Raw genomic sequence first — 19,880 nt, 5'->3', positions numbered from 1 at the left:
AGGAATCCACACCACACATGAGCCAGCCACTCTCGGGAAAGGTCGCGCTGATCACCGGCGCCGCGCGGGGTCAGGGCCGGGCACACGCGGTGCGCCTGGCCGCCGACGGCGCGGACATCATCGCGGTTGACATCGCCGGACCGCTGCCACCCAGCGTTCCCTACGATTCGCCGACGCCCGACGACCTCGCCGAGACCGCACGGCTGGTAGCCGCCAACGGCCGCAAAGTCATCACCGCCGACGCCGACATCCGCGATCTGGATGCCATGACCACGGTCGTCGGCCAGGCCGCGGCAGAACTGGGCCGGCTCGACGTCATCGTCGCCAACGCCGGAATATGTTGCCCCGCACCGTGGAATCAGATCACCGCGCAGGCGTTCCGGGACACGATCGACACCAACGTCATCGGCACCTGGAACACCGTGATGGCCGGCGCGCAACACATCATCGACGGCGAACGCGGGGGCTCCATCGTCCTGATTGGGTCGGCCGCCGGCATCAAGATGCAGTCGTTCATGATCCACTACACCGCGAGCAAACACGCCGTCATCGGGATGGCCCGGGCGTTCGCCGCCGAACTCGGCCGGTACAACATCCGCGTCAACAGCCTCAACCCGGGAGGCGTCGCCACGCCGATGGGCACCGGCCGGATGCGCGACGCGCTGCAGGCAGCCGCCGACGACTACCCGCACCTGCGCGACATGCACAAACCACTGCTGCCCGAAGGCATCGCACAACCGGAAGACATCGCCGACGCGGTGGCGTGGCTCGCCTCCGACCAATCCAGAATGGTTACCGCAAGCCAGGTTTCGGTCGACATCGGCGTCGGATACGTCTGATGCGCGGCCTGGCTGACAAGACCTTCCTCATCGCCGGAGGCGCCACCGGGATCGGGGCGGCCACCGCCAAACGCCTTGCCGCCGAAGGTGCCTGGGTGGCCATCGGGGACAACAACATCGCCGGCGCCACCGGCACGGCCGAACAGATCGCGGCGGACGGCGGCCGCGCCATCGCCGTCGAATTCGACCTCGCCGACGAACGGTCGGTGCAGCGCCTCGTCGAGACGACCATCGCCGAATTCGGCGCCATCCATGGCCTGCACAACGTGGGTGCCGACCTCTCCGAGGACAACCTGGGACGCGACACCACCATCCTCGATACCGGCATGGACGTCTGGCAGCGCACCCTCGACGTCAACCTGCTGGGCTACGTCCGCACGATCCGCGCGGTGCTGCCCCACCTGCTCGCCCAGGGCGGCGGCAGCATCGTGAACACCTCCTCGGGCGCCGCGCTGGGCAGCGACCCTTCGCACGTCGCCTACGGCGCCTCCAAGGCCGCCGTCAACCACCTGACCCGGCACGTGGCCGTCAACTGGGGCAAGCACAACATCCGCAGCAACGGCGTGATGCCCGGGCTGGTGATGGGCGAAACCCAGGAACGGCAGAACGACGTCGCGCTGCAGCAGGCCTTCCTGATGTTCGGGAAGACCAGCCGGCTGGGCAAACCGGACGACCTGGCGGCGATCACCGCGTTCCTGCTGTCCGACGAGGCGGAATGGATCACCGGTCAGGTCTGGTACATCGGCGGCGGATCGCACCTGCGGCAATAGGCCACTCCGCCGAGCAGGCAGAATGGTGTGGTCACGACTGCCGGGGGATCGAAAAGGAGCGGCATGCCCACCAGCGAATATCGGGTGAGCGGAATGAGCTGCGGCCACTGCGAGGCCGCGGTCCGTAGCGAGGTGGCCCAGATCCCGGGCATCGAGGACGTGACGGTCAGCGCCGCCACGGGCAAGCTGGTCGTCACCAGCGCACAGCCCATCGATGCCGACGCCGTCCTCGGCGCGGTCGACGAGGCCGGCTACGAGGCCGTCTTGGTCGCATGAGCACGCCCCCGATCAACGAGGGCGCCGTCGGCGACACCACCGGGTCACCCCGGCTCGAGCTGGAGATCACCGGGATGACCTGCGCCTCCTGCGCGGCCCGGATCGAGAAGAAACTGAACAGACTCGACGGCGTCGCCGCGACGGTCAACTACGCCACCGAGAAGGCAGCCGTGACGGCCCCGGCCGGCTACGACGCGCGCATTCTCATCGGGGAGATCGAAAAGGCCGGTTACGGAGCCACCCTGCCGCGGCCCGCGCCGGAGCCCGCCCCCGCGGAGGCGACGCCGGATGACGCCGAACTGACCTCGCTGCGCCGGCGCCTGGTCACCGCGATCGTGCTGGCCGGCCCGGTCATCGCGATGGCCATGCTCCCCGCCCTGCAATTCCCCCACTGGCACTGGCTTTCGCTGGCCCTGACCACGCCGGTCGTCGTGTGGTGCGGCCGGCCGTTCCACGCGGCCGCGTGGACCAACCTCAAACACGGTGTGGCCACCATGGACACCCTGGTCTCGCTCGGCACCCTGGCGGCGTTCCTGTGGTCCGTCTACGCGCTGTTGCTCGGGACGGCGGGCCAGCCGGGCATGCGGCACGACTTCGAGCTGACCGTCGGGCGCGACGGCGCGCCGTGCCACGTCTACTTCGAAGTCGCCGCGGGGGTGACCCTGTTCGTCCTCGCGGGGCGCTATTTCGAGAGGCGGTCCAAGCGCGCGGCCGGCGCCGCGCTGCGCATGCTGCTGACGCTGGGCGCCAAGGACGTCGCGGTGCTGCGCGAGGGCAGCGAGACCCGCGTCCCGATCGGACGGCTCGCGGTCGGCGACGAGTTCGTGGTGCGCCCCGGGGAGCGGATCGCCACCGACGGGATCGTCGTCGCGGGCTCCTCGGCCGTGGACGCCTCCATGCTGACCGGCGAGTCCGTGCCGGTCGAGGTCGGCGAGGGTGACGCCGTCACGGGGGCCACGGTCAACGCGGGCGGTCGGCTGGTCGTCCGGGCCACCGGGGTCGGTGACGACACCCAGCTGGCGCAGATGGCCCGGCTCGTCGAGCGCGCCCAATCCGGCAAGGCCCGGGTGCAGCGCCTCGCCGACCGCGTCTCGGGGGTGTTCGTGCCCGTGGTCATGGCGCTGGCGGTGGCGACGCTGGCCGGCTGGCTGGCGGCGGGCTTCTCGCTCACCCCCGCCCTGACGGCCGCCGTCGCGGTGCTCATCATCGCCTGCCCGTGCGCCCTGGGGCTGGCGACCCCGACCGCCCTGCTGGTCGGCACCGGCCGCGCCGCGCAGCTCGGCGTGCTCATCAACGGGCCCGAGGTGCTGGAGTCGACCCGCAACGTCGACACGATCGTGCTCGACAAGACCGGCACCGTCACCACCGGCAAGATGACCCTGGTCGACGCGATCGCCGCGACCGGGACCGACCGCGCCACGCTGTTGCGCTACGCCGGCGCCCTGGAAGACGCCTCCGAGCATCCCGTCGCGCGAGCCATCGCCCGCGGCGCCACGGCGCACGTCGGCGCACTCCCGGCGGCCGCCGACTTCAGTGGGATCAACGGCATGGGCGTGCGGGGCACCGTCGACGGCCACGCCGTCGTAGTCGGGCGCGAGAGCCTGCTGACCGAATGCGGAATCCGCCTCGACGCGGCCCTGTCGGCGGCCAAAGCCCGCGCCGAGAGCGAGGGCAAGACCGCCGTCGCCGTCGGCTGGGACGGCGGGGCCCGGGGCATCCTGCTGGTCGCCGACGCCGTCAAGCCGTCGAGCGCCGAGGCGGTGCGGCAGTTCACCGGGCTGGGCCTGACCCCGGTGCTGCTCACCGGCGACAACGCGGGCGTCGCCGCCCGCATCGCCGACGAGCTGGGCATCGCGCAGGTCATCGCCGACGCGACGCCCGCCGACAAGGTCGGCGCCGTCCAGCGCCTGCAAGCCGAGGGCAAGGTGGTCGCCATGGTCGGTGACGGCGTCAACGACGCCGCGGCGCTGGCCGCCGCCGACCTGGGCCTGGCGATGGGCAACGGCACCGACGTCGCGATCCAGGCCGCCGACCTCACGGTGATCCGCGGTGACCTGCGTGCCGCGGTCGACGCGATCCGGCTGTCCCGGCGAACATTGGCCACCATCAAGGCCAACCTGCTGTGGGCCTTCGGCTACAACCTGGCCGCGATCCCGCTGGCCGCGCTCGGCATGCTCAACCCGATGTTCGCCGGCGCCGCGATGGCGGCCTCGAGCCTGCTCGTCGTCGGCAACAGCCTGCGGCTGCGCTCGTTCACCAGCGTCATCGACGACGCATGAGCCGGGGAGCCCGGGGAGCGCGCATCCGGTCGGCCCACACGCAGAAACGGTCGGCTGGCGGGCCGCGTTCGTATGGGATAGTTGGTCCGGCCGCCGCCTTCGGTGACCCCGACCGGCCCTTCGTTACTCACCTCATCCGCGCGCAGCGATCGATCTAGCAGAGGTCACGACCGTTGGAGCAGTTCTTCGGACAACTGTCCTTATTGCACGGCTGGTTTCCGCCGGCCGTGCAGGGCCTGGCGCTGCTCGTGCTGCTCGTCGCCATTCAGTGGCGCACCCGAAGCTGGCTCAAGCGGGTGCTGCCGGTGGCGCTCATCGCGGCCGTCGCGGTGACGCTGCTGGCCCGGTGGTACATCACCTCGCTCGGGGTGGCCGGCGACCCGGCACCGACGACGCTGTGGATCTGGATCGCGATGACCGGCCTGGCCGCCGCGGTCTTCCTGGTGGGGTGGCGGGGGTCCGCTGGTGGCGGCGCGGTGTGGCGGTGCTCGCGATACCGCTGTGCGTCCTGTGCGCCGGCATGGCGCTGAACAACTGGGTGGGCTACTTCCCCACCGCGCTCGCCGCCTGGAACCAGCTGACGTCCGTGCCGCTGCCGGACCAGATCGACCGGCTGCGGGTGACCGAGATGCAGATCGCCGGGACCAAGCCCAGCAAGGGCGTGGTGGTGCCGGTGGACATCGACGGCAATTCTCCCGCCGGCTCGCACTTCGCCCACCGCCGCGAACTGGTCTATCTGCCGCCCGCGTGGTTCAACAGCAATCCGCCGCCTCGGCTGCCGGCGGTCATGATGATCAGCTCCGCGTTCAACACCCCGGCCGACTGGCTGGGCCCCGGCGGCGCGTTCACCGCCATCGACAACTTCGCGGCCGCACACCACGGCTTCTCCCCGGTGCTGGTGTTCGTCGATCCGACCGGTTCCTTCGACAACGACACCGAGTGTGTGAACGGCACTCGCGGCAACGCCGCCGACCACCTGACCAAGGACATCGAGCCCTTCATGGTGTCGAACTTCGGCGTCAGCGCCGACCGCGCCAACTGGGGCGTGGCCGGGTGGTCGATGGGCGGGACCTGCGCCGTGACCCTGGCCGTCATGCACCCCGAGCTGTTCAGCGCGTTCGTCGACATCGCGGGTGACCGCGGGCCCAACGGCGGCTCCAAGGATCAAACCGTCGCCCGGCTGTTCGGCGGCAATCACGACGCCTGGGCCGCCTTCGACCCGGTCACGGTCATGACCAAGCACGGCCACTACGACGGCCTGTCGGGTTGGTTCGACGTGCCCGGCTCGGACGGGGCGCACAACGTCGCGCAGGACGGCAACCCCGCCCTGATCGCCTCCAGCAGCGACCCCGCCGCCAACCCCGAGGGCCAGGACATCGCGGCGAACTCGCTGTGCGCCGTCGGCGCCGCCAACGGCATCGCCTGCGCGGTGGTCACCCAGCCCGGCAAACACGACTGGCCGTTCGCCGCCCAGGCGTTTGCCACGGCGCTGCCCTGGCTGGCCTCGACGCTCGGCACGCCCAACACCGAACCGGTGCAGCTGCCCCAGCGGTCCGCGGGCGAACCGCGTTGATCGCCGCTGGTCGGCTCGCGTTCACCGGTGATAACGCGGATCGGCGGGAATTCACAGCTGACCCTCCCGTAACGCAGCCGACATATGGGCGTCGCGAATGGTACGGTTCGCTGCTGTGGCCTCGATGTTCTGCACCAACGGCGGTTCCCACGCGGACCCGTTCGTCGCGCAGCGTGCCACGATGAATGCGCGAATCCCCGGGCCGAATTCGCCATTTCTGTTATCGCGTGATCGTTTGTTCGGCGCCCTCGCTTGTCAGCCATGAACCGCCGTAAGTTCCTTGGATCGCTCGCCGCGTCGGTCGTCGCCGGCGTAGGCGCTGCTCGGCTCATCGTCGATCCGCAGCCACGCACGTTCGCCCAAACCTCGGCGGCCGACATACCGACCTCCGGCCCGACCGCCCCGCAGGCCCTGCTGCCGCCCCCGCCACCGAGCGCCCGCATCGCGCTGCCCGGCGGTGGTGCCCTGATGAAGATCCCCGGCGAGGGTGATCTGCTCGCGCTGACCGTCGACGACGGCGTCAACAGCGAGGTGGTGCGGGCCTACACGCAGTTCGCCAAGGACACCGGCATCCGGCTGACCTATTTCGTCAACGGGATCTACGACTCGTGGACCGAGAACCTCGAGATGCTTCGGCCACTGGTGGACAGCGGGCAGATTCAGCTCGGCAACCACACCTGGTCACACCCGGACCTGACCACGCTGACGAAAGAGCAAGTCGGCGAACAGCTCTCACGCAACGATGCTTTTCTGAAGAACACGTACGGGATCGGCGCGAAACCATATTGGCGACCGCCGTACGCGAAGCGCAACGCGGCCGTCGACGCGGTGGCCGCCGACCTCGGTTACAAGGTCCCCACTCTGTGGTCGGGATCGCTGTCGGACTCGACGTTGATCACCGAGGAGTACATCGTGCAGATGGCCGATCAGTACTTCACACCCCAGTCCATCGTGATCGGGCACCTCAACCACCTGCCGGTCACGCACGTCTATCCGCAACTCGTCGACATCATCCGCGACCGGAACCTTCGCACCGTCACGCTCAACGACGTGTTCCTCAAGACGCCGTAACCGCCGGCTGGCCAACCGGTTTCGGCGCCGTCCCGGCCTCATTGGCGAGCCACGCCTTCAGGGTGGACGCCGCGGCCACCGTCCGGCAATTCTTCAGCCGGAAACATCGGTGCCGAAAACCAATCTCTAAAAAATTAGAGATTCCCCTTCCGCTGGCGGCCCTGCGATTGTTACCGTTCCGTAATGCGTCGGGCCGGGGGAGTTTTCGCAGCACTGCTGATAACTGTTTCCGCATTCGTGGGAGTTGGAAATGCGCGGGCCGACGGCGGGGACGAACCCCAGTACGCGGACTTCTACCTCCCGCCGGATCCCCTACCGCCCGGCCGGCCCGGCGACCTGATCCGCACCGAGCCGTCGCGGCTGGTGCTGGAGCCTTCCGGTCAGCTCGGCGCGATCATGGCCACCGGCACCCGAATCATGTACCGCAGCACCGATACCCGGGGCAACCCGATCGCGGTCACCGGCACCTACTTCGAGCCCTACAACGACTGGCCCGGCGGCGGGCCGCGGCCGTTGATCAGCTACGCGCCCGGCACCCAGGGCCAGGGCAATCAGTGCGCCCCGTCGCGCATGTTCAACCAGGGCATCCACTATTCGGGTGGCTGGGACATCATGTTCAACTACGAGGAGTTGTTCGTCGCCACCATGGTCGCCCGTGGCTTCGCCATCGTCATGACCGATTATCAGGGCCTGGGCACCCCGTCGATGCACACCTACGTGGGCCGGGTCGCGGAGGGCCAGGCGGTGCTCGACGCCGCCCGCGCCGCCATGAAGCTGCCGGACACGACCCTGGATCCGCATGGGCCGGTGGCGTTTTGGGGCTACTCGCAAGGCGGCGGGGCGACCGCGTCGGCGGCCGAGCTGGCGTCGGCCTATGCGCCGGATCTCCATATCGTGGGCACCTACGCCGGAGCGCCACCGGCCAACCTCAAGGAGCTGTTCCCCTACGCCGACGGCAGCGCCCTGGTCGGTGTCGTCGGGTACGCGCTCAACAGCGTGATGGCGGCCTACCCGGAGTTCGCCGACACCATTCGTTCCAAGATGACCCCGCGCGGGCTGGCGATGCTCGAATCGGTCTCCCGCCAGTGTGTGGGACAGACGTTGCTGGACTTCATGTTTCGGCATATCCAGCCCTATTTCACCGAAGACATCCATCAACTGGTCAACGAAGAGCCGTTCAGCACCATGTTCGAAGACCAGCGGATCGGGCGCTACAAACCGAACGCGCCGGTGATGATCGACAGCAATCGCTATGACCCGCTGGTGCCGTGGACCGCGGCCAACCAGCTCGGCCGCGACTGGTGCGCCCAGGGCGCCGATGTGGAATTCCGCACCAATGAGGAGCCACCCTTCCTCAACAAGCTCGTGATCAATCACGCGCTGCCGATGCTGGTCGACGGTGAACCGGCCATGCAATGGATCGCGGCCCGCTTCAACGGCGAGCCCACCGCCCCGAACTGCGGGCAGTTCTAGACTGGGCGTATCGCTGCACGTAGAAAGCACAACGCGGCGGAGCGGCGCCGCCAGCTCGCCGACGCCGCGATCGAATTGCTGGGCGGCAACGGGGTGCACGGCGTCAGCCACCCGAAAGTCGATGACCACGCCGGCGTCCCGCCCGGCACCACCTCGTTCTACTTTCGGACCCGCAAGGCGCTGATGCACGCCATGGCGACGCGGCTGGCCGAGCTCGACCTCGCCGACTTCTCGATGATGGCCGAACTCGCCGAGGATCACGCCACGCAGTTCGCCGGAACCGCGGGCCTGGCCCGCATCGTCATGTACGTCAACAGCGAACCGTGGTTGACCCGCGCCAAGGCGCGCTACGAGCTCGCGCTGCTCGCCGGCCGGGACGCGGAGCTGGCCGCGGCGCTCAGCGAGTCCGCCGACCGGCTCTACGCGCTGGCGCGCAACGTCGTCACCCAGTGGCACCCCGCCGACAGCGCGCCGGATCCGGCTTTGGTCGATGACCAGGCGATCGCCACGCTCGCGTTCATCAACGGCATCATGTTGACCTTCGTCGCGGGCCAGCCGGCCGTCGACGATCCCGAGCACCTGGAGCGGCTGATCCAGGGTGTCATCGCGGGGGTCGCCGCGGTTCACGCAGGCTGACGGGAATTCGTTGTGGCTGTCCAGGATTCACGAGCCGGCCGACTCGGTGCTTCCCCTCATCGAGGCGTGTGCCAGTGGCGGATCGCTGCCGCGAATTGCTCGGGAGCGTCGGAGGGGACGAAGTGGCCGGCACCTTTGACGACGACCGTGTGGTGATCGGTAAAGATGCGCTCCCAGCGCCGCAGTTCGTTGTCTCCGAACGCGAAGTCGGCGTCGCCCCAGATGATCAGTGTCGGCAGTGCCGCGATGGCGGCCAACCCGGCATCGACGTCGGCGAGAAACGCTCGGCTGGCGGTGATCTCACGGGGAAACACGGCTGAGGCTTCTCGCCGTACTGGGCTGTCGAGGGCGTTCTGATAGTGGGCCATCTGTTCGCTGGTGGGCTTGGTGAGCCGATGCCCGACGGGGATCATGACGTTGACGAAGAGGTTGAACTGGCGGATCAGCAGGCGCCCGATCGGGCTGCCCATCAGATGGGACATGATCTGCACGAGCGGAGCGCCGACCGGCCATGCCCACGTGTTGGTCAGCACCAGCCGGTCGAAAACTCCAGGACGCCGCTGCACCATTGCCAACCCGATCGGGCCGCCCCAGTCGTGAGCCACCAGCGTGGCCCCACTGAGCGCGAGTGCGTCGACGAATCCGCCGATCACCTGGGCGTGTTCGGCGGGCAGGTACCGGTATCGCGGCGCCGCGACCGACAGCCCGAAGCCGGGATAGTCCACTGCGACGCAACGAAATTCGGACCGTAGGGATTCGATGGCCTCGCGATAGTCGAATGACCAGGTGGGATTGCCGTGCAGGAACAGCAACGTGGGACCCGATCCTTCGTCCACATAGTGGACGCTGTGCCCGTCGATATCGACGAATCGGCTCTCGAAGGGGAACAACTCGTCGTCGACCCAAGCGGGTCTTTCCGCGACCGTCATGCCTTCCCCCGTTCGATCGACTTGATATGATGATGTGTACTTTAGATTAGCAAGTAGGTGACGATGAGTCGAGACTACGGTCAGTACTGCGGACTTGCCCGGGCCCTGGACGTGGTGGGTGACCGGTGGAATTTGTTGATTGTCCGCGAGCTCCTCATCAGGCCCGCGCGCTACGGCGAGTTGCGCGACGGACTTTCCGGCATCGCCACGAACCTGCTGACCGACCGGCTCCGCGACCTGGAAACCGCCGGCGTGGTCGAGCGGCGCTTGTCCGATGACGCCAACGCGATCACTTACGCCCTCACCCCATGGGGCGCGGAGTTGCGCGAGCCCATCAACGCGCTCATCCGCTGGTCGACGCCGCTGATGATCCGCGGACCCGAAGGCGATGAGTTCCGCGCCGAAGGGCTTCTGGTGGCACTTCCCGCGCTGTTCGCCGGGCGCACCCCTGCGGATCAGTCGGTGGCAGTGGGAGTCATCGTGGACGGCGTAATGGTCCAACTACGTGCCACCGAGTCCGGCATCACCGTCGACAGGCCCGATGGGCGCAAGCTTGACGCCGTCCTCAGTGCCGACGCGCCGTTTGTTCTCGGGCTCGCGGCGGGTGCGCTGTCTCTGGATGACATCCGCACACTCGTCGAGATCGACGGCGACGAATCCGCCGTGCGAAACTTCTTCGACGCGCCCAGGCAAGCAGCGAATCGGAGGCCGTCGCGCCAGCCGTCGAGGAAGAGGTAGGTGAGCACCGAACGATCACCCGCCGGCCGTCACCGAGCGTCGAACATCGCGTCGATGAGCCGGTGCAGCACCTGCCCGGTTTCCCGGCGGCTGCGCTTCGGGTCGTCCGCGGTCGCGATCACCATGGCCGCCTCGTCGAGCGCACCGATCAGCACGTGCGCCAGCGGCCGCACCGGCTGCTCGGCCAGTTCGCCGGCCCGGATGGCCTCGGTGAGCATCTGCTCGGTCATGCCGAGGCTGTATCGCTGGGCGACGTCACGGAATTCGGCCCAGCCCAGCACGCTCGGCGCGTCCAGCAGGATCAGTTGGCGCACCTCGGGGTCGCCGGAGACGTCGAGCCAGGCGTCGACCGCGGCCCGGACCGCGTCCGTGGGCGTGGACGCCCCGGATTCGGCCACCACCACGGCCATCCGCGCCATCACATCCTGCTCGACCACCTCGACGACTTCGCGGAATAACGCTGCCTTGTCGGCGAATTGGTGATACATCGCGCCGCGGGTGACGCCGGCGGCGGTGGCGATCTCCGGTGTGCCGACGTCGGCGTAGCCTCGCAGCCCCCACAGCTTGCGGGCAGCCGCGATCAGCGCGTCGCGGGTCGCCGCGGAGCGCTCTTCCTGGGTCCGTCTCTTGCTTTCCATACAGCCTGTTGGTAACTTACGAACAGACAGCCTGTTTGTAAGTCTATCCCTGAAGTAGGAGTTTGCTATGTCGACGATCGACATTAGTGCCGGAACCATCCATTACGAAGCAACCGGACCCGAGGACGGCAGGCCGGTGGTCTTCGTGCACGGATACATGATGGGCGGGCAGTTGTGGCGCCAGCTCGGCGAGCGCCTGGCGGCGCGCGGGCTGCGCTGCATCGCGCCGACGTGGCCGTTGGGCGCGCATCCGGAGCCGCTGCGGCGCGGCGCCGACCGGAGCATCACCGGCGTTGCCGGCATGGTGGCCGAGGTGCTCGCCGCGCTCGACCTGCGCGACGTGGTGCTGGTCGGCAACGACACCGGCGGCGTCGTCACGCAGCTGGTGGCCGTGCATCACCGCGATCGGCTCGGCGCGCTGGTGCTCACGAGTTGCGATGCGTTCGAACACTTTCCGCCGCCGATCCTCAAACCGGTGATCCTGGCGGCCAAGTCGAAGACGTCGTTCCGTGCCGTGGCGCAGGCCATGCGCGTGCCGGCGGTACGCAAGCGGGCGTTCGACGGCCTGGCGCACAGCAACATCGATGAGCTCACCGAGGCGTGGGTGCGCCCGGGGCTATCCGATCCGGCCATCGCCGAAGACCTGCGCCAGTTCACGCTTTCGATGCGCACCGAGGTGACGACGACGGTGGCGGCCCGGCTGTACGACTTCGACAAGCCGACGCTCATCGCGTGGTCGGCCGACGACGTGTTCTTCGAGCAGGAGGACGGGGCCCGGCTGGCCGCGACCATTCCCAACGCCCGCCTCGAAGTCATCGCGGGGGCCAGGACCTTTTCCATGATCGATCAGCCCGACCAGCTCGCCGATCTGCTCTCCACGATCGCGGTGCGCACCTGACCGGCGAGACACCCCGCGGCGCAAGCCGCCCCGCGCGGTAGCGTCTTGGCCATGTCAGATGCGACGTCTCCCCTGCTGGGCCGGCGGATCCTGGTTACCGGCGGCGCTACCGGCATCGGCGCTGCCGCCGTCTCGGTGCTGACCGACGCGGGGGCCGAGGTCGCAGCGACCTATCACAAGACTCCGCCGCCGGACGGCCTGACGGCCGAGTGGTTGCAGTGCGACGTGCGCGAGGCCGAGGCCGTCTCGGCGATGGTCCGGGAGGCCGCGCAGCGCCTCGGTGGCCTCGACGTGCTGGTGAACGCCGCCGGGCTGTGGCAGGCGGGGATTCCGGGCTACATCGGCGCCGACGAGATCTCGTTCCTGTTGGACACCAACATCAAGGCGACCATCCTCACCAACCAGGCCGCCTACGCGGTGATGAAGGACCAGGACCCCAAGGGCGGCCGCATCATCAACTTCGGATCTTCCGAAGCCGTGATGGGCAGCCCGATCTCGGCCGTCTACGCCGCGACCAAGGGCGCGGTGCAGGCGTGGACGCGGTCGGCCGCCAAGGCCTGGGCGTCGGAGAACATCACCGTCAACGCCCTTGCGCCCGCGGTGCAGACGGCGGGCGCCGACCGCCTCCGCGAATTCCTCGGTCCGGACGCCGCGGCCATGATCGATCAGCAGATGCAGATGATGATCCCGCTCGGCGGCACACTGGGCGAGCCCGCCCGCGACGTCGGCCCGATGCTGGTCTTCCTGGCCGGCCCCGGCTCGGGCTTCATCACCGGCCAGCTGCTGGCGGTGGACGGCGGCCTGATGATGGTGGGCGGTTAGGCAGCCGGCGAGCGCCGGCCTCGACTGCCAACGACGCTGCGCGGCATCACGTTTGGTCCTTGTCGCCGGACGGGCCCGACTGGCCGCCGCGGCGCCGCCTGGCGGAGACGCCCGCCGCCCGCGATTCCGCGACCTCGCGGCGATATTCGCGTGCCCGATTCCTCAGCAGGATCAGCGACCTGTGCAACTCGAAGAGCATGGTCCAATGATGGCCCGTGGACGTGAACGGACCCGCTATACACGCGGTCTTCGATCGGGAATCCTGGGCGAAATGGGCATGAAAATTTCCACAACACGAGACGGTGACGAGCACACCGCCCGGCCGCTGGGATTCGGCGGTGCTGAGCGGCCCGCTACTATAAGACGGACCGTCTCGTCTCGTAGCACGGGCGGAGTGAAGGTGAATTCGACGGATGGCTGACGACACGATTCAGGCGCTGCTGCGCAAGCGCCTGTCCGATCCCGGGGTCGCGGTGAAATACCGTGACGTGCAATGGACTTGGCGTCAGTACCTGGCGGGCGCCGCGGCGCGTGCGGCCGCGCTGCTGGCCGCCGCCGATCCGCAGCGCCCGATGCACATCGGCGCCCTGCTGGGAAACACCCCCGAGATGGTCAGCCAGATGGCCGCGGCCGGGCTCGGCGGCTATGTCCTGTGCGGATTGAACACCACCCGGCGCGGCGAGGCACTGGCCGCCGACGTCCGGCGCGCGGACTGTCAGTTCGTGGTCACCGACGCCGAACACCGGCCGCTGTTGGACGGCTTGGACCTCGGCGGCACACGGATCCTCGACTCCTCGACTCCGCAGTGGAGCGAATTCGTCGGGGCGGCCGGTGAGCTGGAGCCGCACCGCGAGGTCACCGCGATGGACCCCTTCATGATGATCTTCACCTCCGGCACGAGCGGAAATCCCAAGGCGGTGCAGGTATCCCACCTCATGGCGACGTTCGCCGGACTCAACCTGGTCCAGCGCTTCGCCCTGACCGAGCAGGACACCTGCTACGTCTCGATGCCGCTGTTTCACTCCAATGCGGTCGTCGCCGGATGGGCGCCCGCGGTGTGTTCCGGCGCCGCCATGGTGCCGGCGAAGTTCTCGGCGAGCAGTTTCCTCGACGACATCCGCCGCCACGGCGCCACCTACATGAACTACGTCGGGAAGCCGCTCGCCTACATCCTCGCCACCGCCGAACGCGACGACGACGCCGACAATCCCCTGCGGGTGGCCTTCGGCAACGAGGCCAACGACAAGGACATCGACGAATTCGCCCGCCGTTTCGGTGTCCAGGTCGAGGACGGTTTCGGCTCCACCGAGAACGCCGTGATCGTGATCCGGGAGGAGGGCACCCCCAAGGGCTCGATCGGCAAAGGCATGGACGGCATCGCGATCTACGACAGCGACACCGTCACCGAATGCGCGGTCGCCCGGTTCGATGCCGACGGCGCGCTGGTCAACGCCGACGAAGCGATCGGCGAGTTGGTCAACACCGCGGGATCGGGTTTCTTCACCGGTTACTACAACGACCCGGACGCCAACGCCGAACGCATGCGCCACGGCATGTATTGGTCCGGGGACCTGGCGTACCGCGACGCCGAGGGCTGGATCTACCTGGCCGGGCGCACCGCGGACTGGATGCGGGTGGACGGCGAGAACCTGGCCGCGGCGCCGATCGAGCGGATCCTGTTGCGCCACAGCGCTATCAACCGGATCGCCATCTATGCCGTCGCCGACGGGCACGTCGGCGATCAGGTGATGGCGGCGATCGTGCTCAACGACGGTCACACCCTTGCGCCCGCCGAATTCGAAGCGTTCCTGGACGCGCAGCCCGACCTGTCCCCCAAGGCCCGCCCACGCTTCGTCCGTATCGCGGCCGAGCTGCCCAGCACCGCCACGCACAAGGTGCTCAAACGCCAGTTGATCGCTCAGGGGACGACCGTCGGGCCGGGCGAGGTGTTGTGGGAGCGCGACCCGCGGGGCACGGCGTACACGGTTCGCGCCGATCGCGAGGGCGGAGCCGGGCGCGGCGGGTCGCAACCGTCGGCTAGGCCGGGCTCCTCGGCACCCGGCGCCGGATCTGCCCCTTCGGCCGTCGCACCCGTTTGACCGGGTCCCGGGTTGTGCCGGCGGCGATCTCGTCACGCAACTGGGAGATGTTGGAGATCTCCGCGTACAGCCCGCGGATCGCGTAGTCCAACACCGCGAACGAGTAGCGCTGCTCGGGGTCCTCGGTGATACCGAGTTCGGCCGACCGCTGCCGCGACCACAGCGCCTCGTCCAGCCGGGCACGGGTCGCTTCCAGATGCCGCTCCAGGCCGTCCAGGACGTGTTCGGGGTCCCGCCCGCGGGCCAGCCAGGTTTTGAGGATGACGGGGTGTTTGATGACCACCTGATCCTGACCCGGGAAGTGCTGGACCCAGCGGCGCAGGGCGTCGCGGCCGGCATCGGTGGTCTCGTACAGGGTGATGGCGCGCTTGCCGGATTGCGCGCCGGTCTCGCTGACCATGCCGCGTTGCAGCAGGCGGGTCAGTTCACGACGCACGTGACTGACCGACGGAGACCAATAGAAGTGGCCGCCAGACAGTTCGGCGCGCATCTTGATCTCGCCGGCGGTGAGTTGCTCGTCGTTGGCCGCCAGCACCCCCAACACCAGGTATGCGGTGACCGGCAGGCCGTTGGCGGTCCTCGGGCTCACGAGCTGTCCGCCTCCGCGCCGGTGAAGTACGGCAGCGTGACATCGGGTTCGGTGGCGTGGAACTCCACCGACACCCGCATGCCGACGGCCAGCTCGTCCGGTGACACGCCGACGACATTGGTCAACATCTGGTAGCCCTCGTCCAGGGTGATGATCGCCGGCGCGTAGGGCGGCGCGAATTCCGCTGTCACCGGGCGGTATACGACCGTCCAGCTGTAGATCTCGCCACGGCCGCTGCCCCGCCTCCAGCCGAGGTCCTCCGAAAGGCATTGGCGGCAATGCTCGGTCGGGGGGAAGTTCGCCGATCCGCAAGCCGCGCAACGTTGGTAGCGCAGTTCGTGGGACCGGCATCCCTCCCAGAACGGCGCGCTGAGGTGGCTGCTCGCGTGCGGGACGGGCCCGGCCTGGGGCCGCAGTGGGTCGGCGGTCATCGTGGTTCGTCTCCCAGGATCAGCACCGTGGTGAACAGGGCCCCGGCTCCCCCGTTGCTGCACAACGCGACATGGGCGTCGGCGACCTGAAGGGCGCCGGCCTGTCCGCGCAGCTGTTGCACCGCGCGGACGGCCCGCTGCATCATCTGCGGATTGGCGCCGGCGTGGCTGAACGACATGGTCCCCCCGTCGGTGGTGATCGGATGGCTGCCGTCGATGGCGATGTGGCCGTCGGCCACGAAGGGGCCGCCCTCCCCGTCACCGCAGAAGCCGAAAGCCTCGAGCTGGCGGATGATTTCGAAGGAGAACGGGTCGTAGAGCTCCAGCACGTCGACGTCGTCGCGGCGCAGTCCGGCGTGATTGAATGCGCGGTCGGCGGCGCGCCGGCCCACCACACCGTTGACGTGATCCCCGCGCCGCCCGGCGAGGTCGTAGGCGGGCGGATGTTGGTAGGACGGGCCGTGGAAGTCCGCGCCACTGCCCAGCACGTAAATGGGTTGGCCCGCAACGTCGACGGCGTCGATGTTGGCCACGACCAGCGCACACCCTCCCTCGGAGGTGGTGGCGCAATCCAGCAGGTGGAACGGGTCGGCGATGGGCCGGGATGCGGTGATGTCCTCCGGGGTGAACGGCCCCCGGTCGTAGTAGACGGCTTCAGGGTTGCGGGATCCGTTGTTGCGGATGGTCGCCGCCACCGTCGAAAGTTGTTCTCGTGTCGTGCCGTAGACGTGCATGTGGCGCCGCGCGATGAGCGCGAATTCGGCGGTGGTGAACATTCCCCAGGGGGCGACGAATTCGTTCTCGGGCCGCGTCCACGGCGCGGTGGCCTCGTGGTCGCGGTATTCGCCGGCCTGGGCCGCGACCAGCACCACCACGTCGGCCATGCCGTGCTCGATGGCGGTGACCGCCTCGGTGATCATGCCGACCCCGAACGCCAGCCCCTGCCAGGCCGGCCCGATCCGCAGGTCGTAGATCAACGAGGTCGAGTCCGGGGTCGCGCTGATGCCGTCGACGTCGTCGAGGGTCAGGCCGGCGTCGTCGAGCGCGCCCAGGATCGCCTTGATCGCCAGGCCGCGGGAGGTTTCGCCGTCCAGCCGTCGCCCTTGCCGTGTGTTGTGCACTCCGACGATCGCCGCGGTGCGCTTAGTCACGCTAGTTCTCATCCGCGACAACTCCCAAATAGGTTCCCATGACGTCATATTCACGCCCATCGCGCATGATGGTCCCGATCGTCGTGCCTCGTGAGTTGAGGTGCACCGCGCCCGCCTCGACCACGTCGATTCGCACGTCCACCGGCCGCGCTGTCTGCGGGTCGGTGATCTCGACGACCATCGCGACCGCGTGCTCGTCGTCGTCCCATTCGACGCTGGTGATGCGGTGCCGGGCGGTCAGCTCCATCACCACGGAATCCTGCCGCACCAGGAAGCGCACCGGCGCGCACAGCTCGCCGGCGCGGGGCGGCACGCACAGGCTGACGGCCATGTCACAGCCCCGCCGGCCGAGCGCTGATGGTCCCCGACCGGTGCAGGGTGGCCAGGTCGTCCCGGGTGTGCCCCAGGACGCCGGTCAGCACCTCATCGGTGTGCTGGCCGTAGAGCGGGGGCACCCGCCGGATCCATTGCCGCGGCTTGCCCAGGAATGCGAAAGGCATTCCGGTGCAAAGAAAGGGGCCCGCGACGGGGTGGTCGACGGTCTCCCAGAAGCCGCGGGCGCGCAGCTGCGGATCGGTCAGCAGCGCCGCGGCCGGGGTGACGCGTGCCGCGGCCACGCCGGCGGCGCGCAGTGCCTCGACGGCGCCGGCCACCGAGTGCCCGGCAGCCCAGGCGGTGATGAGTTTGTCGATGTCGTCGGCGCGTTGGGCCCAGTCGGGTTCCTCCAGCCCGGGCTGGCCGAGCAGGCCGGCCAGCGATGCGCGGCCGGCGGCGTCCATCGCCGCCAGCGCGACCCACTCGTCGTGACCGCGGCAGCGGTAGACCCCTTGGGGGCGCGTGCCCTGGCCCCGGTTTCCATTGCGGCGCATCGCGATACCGTTCCGCGAATACTCGACCAGCATTTCGGCCGCCACGTTCAGCGCCGCCTCGACCATGGTCGATTCCACCTGCATCCCGGTGCCGCGACGGTCGCGGATCGCCAGCGCGGCGATCGCGGCGAAGGCCGCGTGCAGGCCGGCGATCGGGTCGCACACACCGCGCGGGATCACCGGGGGGCCGTCGGCGTGCCCGGTCATCCATGCCATGCCGGTGGCCTGCTCCATGGTCTGGGCGAAACCGACCCGGTCGCGCCAGGGGCCGTCGAGGCCGAACGCGGGCATCCGGACCATGATCGCCCGCGGGTTGGCCGCGCGCACCGCGTCGAATTCCAGGCCGAAGTTCGCCATCACCCGGGGTGAGAAGTTCTCGACGACGAGATCGCTCGCGGCGATCAGTTCAAGCGCGAGTTCTCGTCCGGCGTCGGTGCCGAGCTCGATGCTGACGCCGCGCTTGTTGTTGTTGCTGCACAGGAACACCGGGCCCCATTCCCACCATTGGTCCCAGTCGGGCGGGCGGCCGGCGGAGAACCGCATGCCGTCGGGCCGGCGCACGCCCTCGATCTTGATCACGTCGGCGCCCAGGGCGCCCAGCAGTTGGGTGGCGACCGGGCCGGCCCAGAAGGCGGTGAAATCGGTGACGCGGACATCGGACAACGGCAGCGCGCCGGCGGCGGTCCCGGCGGGCGCCGGGGGTCGCGGCGGCCACTGCACCCGCCCGGTGTCTGCGCCGAGTTGCGGCGGTGCGGCGGGGGCGGCGGTCTGCATCGCGTCGCTGCGATACGGCACCCGCGGCGCCAGCACCCCGTCCGGCGATTCGGCGAAGACGCCGCGTTCCACGAAGTGGTCGATCGTGGGCAGCATCTCGGGAGTCGCGATGGGGGCAACCGGAATCCGGAATGCCACCGCGAGATCGACGATCTCCTGGGTGGTTCGGCTGCCGGTCCATTCGGTGACCATGCCGAGGAATTCGTCGCGGCGCTCGACGCGGCCGGCGAACGAGGCCAGGTCGGCGTCGTCGACCAGATCGGGTCGCTCGATCATCACCAGGAAGTCTTGAAACTGTTGGGCGGTGATGGTGCAGAAGCCGACCATGCCGTCGGCCGTCGGAACGATCGAGGGCAGCTCCAGGCTGCGTTCGTGCAGCAGCGAATCGGCGCCCAGCACGCTGGCGGACATGGCGGACAAGCCGCCCATGGCGATCGCCATGGCCTCGTACGTCGAGACGTCGATGACCTCGCCGCGCCCGCTGCGTGCCGCGTGCCGCGTTGCCGCCGCGGCCACCGCCGCCGCGAAGGTGCCCGCCAGCCACTCGCCGAGCCGGCCCCCGGCCTGCACCGGCTCGTCGCCCGGCCAACCGCGGCCGGCGATCGACCCGCACAACGCCTGCAGAATGAATTCGTTGGCGACGACCTGGTTTTCGACGTAGGGACCGGTGGTGCCGAACGGGGTGACGGCCACCACCACGGCCGACGCGGCCGTGTGTGCGGTGATCGCGTCGAGCGTCCAGCCGTCGGTGAGGTCGGTGAGCACCAGGTCGGCGCCGGCCAGCAGCGAAAGGATCTCGGCCTGGCCGTGATTGACCACCGACTTCTTGCCCGCGGCCAGGTAGCCGAACAGCGCCCCGGGCGGTCCGCCCGCCGACCAGGCGCGCAGCGAATCACCCTGTGGTGACTCGACTTTCACCACCTCGGCGGCTGCATCGACAAACATCTTGCCGCAATAGGCCGCCGCCAGGCCGTTGCACAACTCCAGCACGCGCCAGCCCGCGAACGGCGCCTCGGCTGCCACGC

Annotated in this window: 19 protein-coding genes and 1 pseudogene; 12 read left to right on the top strand and 8 right to left on the bottom strand. The window is 69.1% G+C overall.

Going from position 1 to position 19,880, the window contains the following annotated elements:
* The first annotated feature begins 17 nt into the window (after window positions 1-17).
* From B9D87_RS19625 to B9D87_RS19590, 8 genes and pseudogenes are all read left to right on the top strand, one after another.
* Window positions 18-839, top strand: a complete 822-nt coding sequence (locus B9D87_RS19625; protein ID WP_007769613.1) for a mycofactocin-coupled SDR family oxidoreductase — start codon at window positions 18-20, stop codon at window positions 837-839.
* Window positions 839-1,609, top strand: a complete 771-nt coding sequence (locus B9D87_RS19620; RefSeq protein ID WP_007769615.1) for an SDR family NAD(P)-dependent oxidoreductase — start codon at window positions 839-841, stop codon at window positions 1,607-1,609. The genes B9D87_RS19625 and B9D87_RS19620 overlap by 1 nt, the downstream gene beginning before the upstream one ends.
* 63 nt (window positions 1,610-1,672) lie before the next feature.
* Window positions 1,673-1,885, top strand: coding sequence for a heavy-metal-associated domain-containing protein (locus B9D87_RS19615; RefSeq protein WP_007769616.1), 213 nt, complete (start codon window positions 1,673-1,675; stop codon window positions 1,883-1,885).
* Window positions 1,882-4,164, top strand: coding sequence for a heavy metal translocating P-type ATPase (locus tag B9D87_RS19610; protein ID WP_007769619.1), 2,283 nt, complete (start codon window positions 1,882-1,884; stop codon window positions 4,162-4,164). Before B9D87_RS19615 ends, B9D87_RS19610 begins: the two co-directional genes overlap by 4 nt.
* Window positions 4,165-4,337: 173 nt before the next feature.
* Window positions 4,338-5,737: pseudogene (locus B9D87_RS19605) on the top strand (alpha/beta hydrolase).
* A 261-nt stretch (window positions 5,738-5,998) separates the two neighbouring features.
* Entirely contained in the window at window positions 5,999-6,808 is an 810-nt protein-coding gene (locus B9D87_RS19600) for a polysaccharide deacetylase family protein (protein ID WP_007769625.1), read from the top strand.
* A gap of 183 nt (window positions 6,809-6,991) precedes the next feature.
* On the top strand, window positions 6,992-8,281 hold the full coding sequence (locus tag B9D87_RS19595; RefSeq protein WP_174320872.1) for a lipase family protein: 1,290 nt from the start codon (window positions 6,992-6,994) through the stop codon (window positions 8,279-8,281).
* Between the two features lie 75 nt (window positions 8,282-8,356).
* Entirely contained in the window at window positions 8,357-8,917 is a 561-nt protein-coding gene (locus B9D87_RS19590; RefSeq protein WP_007769629.1) for a TetR/AcrR family transcriptional regulator, read from the top strand.
* 56 nt (window positions 8,918-8,973) lie between these two features.
* Here B9D87_RS19590 and B9D87_RS19585 read toward each other — a convergent pair whose 3' ends face one another.
* The gene (locus B9D87_RS19585; RefSeq protein ID WP_007769632.1) at window positions 8,974-9,846 is read right to left on the bottom strand and encodes an alpha/beta fold hydrolase; all 873 of its coding nucleotides are present in this window, start codon (window positions 9,844-9,846) and stop codon (window positions 8,974-8,976) included.
* A gap of 63 nt (window positions 9,847-9,909) precedes the next feature.
* Here B9D87_RS19585 and B9D87_RS19580 point away from each other — a divergent pair, with 63 nt between their 5' ends.
* Window positions 9,910-10,584: a winged helix-turn-helix transcriptional regulator gene (locus tag B9D87_RS19580; RefSeq protein ID WP_007769634.1), complete on the top strand. Its 675-nt coding sequence runs from the start codon at window positions 9,910-9,912 to the stop codon at window positions 10,582-10,584.
* A gap of 29 nt (window positions 10,585-10,613) precedes the next feature.
* On the opposite strand, the gene B9D87_RS19575 is transcribed toward B9D87_RS19580, so the two are convergent.
* Window positions 10,614-11,222, bottom strand: a complete 609-nt coding sequence (locus tag B9D87_RS19575; RefSeq protein ID WP_007769636.1) for a TetR/AcrR family transcriptional regulator — start codon at window positions 11,220-11,222, stop codon at window positions 10,614-10,616.
* 67 nt (window positions 11,223-11,289) lie between these two features.
* Here B9D87_RS19575 and B9D87_RS19570 point away from each other — a divergent pair, with 67 nt between their 5' ends.
* Complete coding sequence (locus tag B9D87_RS19570) at window positions 11,290-12,120, top strand: alpha/beta fold hydrolase (RefSeq protein ID WP_007769637.1); 831 nt, start codon at window positions 11,290-11,292, stop codon at window positions 12,118-12,120.
* A 51-nt stretch (window positions 12,121-12,171) separates the two neighbouring features.
* Window positions 12,172-12,942 carry an SDR family NAD(P)-dependent oxidoreductase gene (locus B9D87_RS19565; protein WP_007769640.1) on the top strand — a complete coding sequence of 257 codons (771 nt, stop codon included), beginning with the start codon at window positions 12,172-12,174 and terminating at the stop codon, window positions 12,940-12,942.
* A gap of 46 nt (window positions 12,943-12,988) precedes the next feature.
* On the opposite strand, the gene B9D87_RS27095 is transcribed toward B9D87_RS19565, so the two are convergent.
* Complete coding sequence (locus B9D87_RS27095) at window positions 12,989-13,141, bottom strand: hypothetical protein (protein ID WP_157373207.1); 153 nt, start codon at window positions 13,139-13,141, stop codon at window positions 12,989-12,991.
* A 214-nt stretch (window positions 13,142-13,355) separates the two neighbouring features.
* Here B9D87_RS27095 and fadD1 point away from each other — a divergent pair, with 214 nt between their 5' ends.
* Complete coding sequence (gene fadD1 / locus B9D87_RS19560) at window positions 13,356-15,041, top strand: fatty-acid--CoA ligase FadD1 (protein ID WP_007769643.1); 1,686 nt, start codon at window positions 13,356-13,358, stop codon at window positions 15,039-15,041.
* Here the strand turns inward: fadD1 and B9D87_RS19555 are convergent.
* From B9D87_RS19555 to B9D87_RS19535, 5 genes are read right to left on the bottom strand one after another with little or no spacing between them, the layout of a single operon-like run.
* Complete coding sequence (locus B9D87_RS19555; RefSeq protein WP_007769645.1) at window positions 14,980-15,630, bottom strand: PadR family transcriptional regulator; 651 nt, start codon at window positions 15,628-15,630, stop codon at window positions 14,980-14,982. The genes fadD1 and B9D87_RS19555 overlap by 62 nt on opposite strands.
* Window positions 15,627-16,061, bottom strand: coding sequence for a Zn-ribbon domain-containing OB-fold protein (locus tag B9D87_RS19550; protein ID WP_007769647.1), 435 nt, complete (start codon window positions 16,059-16,061; stop codon window positions 15,627-15,629). Before B9D87_RS19550 ends, B9D87_RS19555 begins: the two co-directional genes overlap by 4 nt.
* Entirely contained in the window at window positions 16,058-17,224 is a 1,167-nt protein-coding gene (locus B9D87_RS19545; RefSeq protein ID WP_040629520.1) for a thiolase family protein, read from the bottom strand. Before B9D87_RS19545 ends, B9D87_RS19550 begins: the two co-directional genes overlap by 4 nt.
* On the bottom strand, window positions 17,214-17,543 hold the full coding sequence (locus B9D87_RS19540; RefSeq protein ID WP_007769650.1) for a hypothetical protein: 330 nt from the start codon (window positions 17,541-17,543) through the stop codon (window positions 17,214-17,216). The genes B9D87_RS19545 and B9D87_RS19540 overlap by 11 nt, the downstream gene beginning before the upstream one ends.
* 1 nt (window position 17,544) lies before the next feature.
* A complete protein-coding gene (locus B9D87_RS19535; protein ID WP_007769652.1) occupies window positions 17,545-19,878 on the bottom strand; it encodes a CaiB/BaiF CoA-transferase family protein in 2,334 nt (777 codons plus the stop codon).
* Window positions 19,879-19,880 lie beyond the last annotated feature (2 nt).

Origin of the sequence: Mycobacterium colombiense CECT 3035, from assembly GCF_002105755.1 — a bacterium.
In the GTDB taxonomy this organism is placed as follows: domain Bacteria; phylum Actinomycetota; class Actinomycetes; order Mycobacteriales; family Mycobacteriaceae; genus Mycobacterium; species Mycobacterium colombiense.
This window is presented reverse-complemented; position numbering and strand designations above follow the sequence as displayed.

Coding starts and splice junctions, on each gene's coding strand:
- B9D87_RS19625 (WP_007769613.1), top strand. CDS start 18: ATGAGCCAGCCACTCTCGGGAAAGGTCGCGCTGATCACCGGCGCCGCG.
- B9D87_RS19620 (WP_007769615.1), top strand. CDS start 839: ATGCGCGGCCTGGCTGACAAGACCTTCCTCATCGCCGGAGGCGCCACC.
- B9D87_RS19615 (WP_007769616.1), top strand. CDS start 1,673: ATGCCCACCAGCGAATATCGGGTGAGCGGAATGAGCTGCGGCCACTGC.
- B9D87_RS19610 (WP_007769619.1), top strand. CDS start 1,882: ATGAGCACGCCCCCGATCAACGAGGGCGCCGTCGGCGACACCACCGGG.
- B9D87_RS19600 (WP_007769625.1), top strand. CDS start 5,999: ATGAACCGCCGTAAGTTCCTTGGATCGCTCGCCGCGTCGGTCGTCGCC.
- B9D87_RS19595 (WP_174320872.1), top strand. CDS start 6,992: ATGCGTCGGGCCGGGGGAGTTTTCGCAGCACTGCTGATAACTGTTTCC.
- B9D87_RS19585 (WP_007769632.1), bottom strand. CDS start 9,846: ATGACGGTCGCGGAAAGACCCGCTTGGGTCGACGACGAGTTGTTCCCC.
- B9D87_RS19580 (WP_007769634.1), top strand. CDS start 9,910: ATGAGTCGAGACTACGGTCAGTACTGCGGACTTGCCCGGGCCCTGGAC.
- B9D87_RS19575 (WP_007769636.1), bottom strand. CDS start 11,222: ATGGAAAGCAAGAGACGGACCCAGGAAGAGCGCTCCGCGGCGACCCGC.
- B9D87_RS19570 (WP_007769637.1), top strand. CDS start 11,290: ATGTCGACGATCGACATTAGTGCCGGAACCATCCATTACGAAGCAACC.
- B9D87_RS19565 (WP_007769640.1), top strand. CDS start 12,172: ATGTCAGATGCGACGTCTCCCCTGCTGGGCCGGCGGATCCTGGTTACC.
- B9D87_RS27095 (WP_157373207.1), bottom strand. CDS start 13,141: ATGCTCTTCGAGTTGCACAGGTCGCTGATCCTGCTGAGGAATCGGGCA.
- fadD1 (WP_007769643.1), top strand. CDS start 13,356: ATGGCTGACGACACGATTCAGGCGCTGCTGCGCAAGCGCCTGTCCGAT.
- B9D87_RS19550 (WP_007769647.1), bottom strand. CDS start 16,061: ATGACCGCCGACCCACTGCGGCCCCAGGCCGGGCCCGTCCCGCACGCG.
- B9D87_RS19545 (WP_040629520.1), bottom strand. CDS start 17,224: ATGAGAACTAGCGTGACTAAGCGCACCGCGGCGATCGTCGGAGTGCAC.
- B9D87_RS19540 (WP_007769650.1), bottom strand. CDS start 17,543: ATGGCCGTCAGCCTGTGCGTGCCGCCCCGCGCCGGCGAGCTGTGCGCG.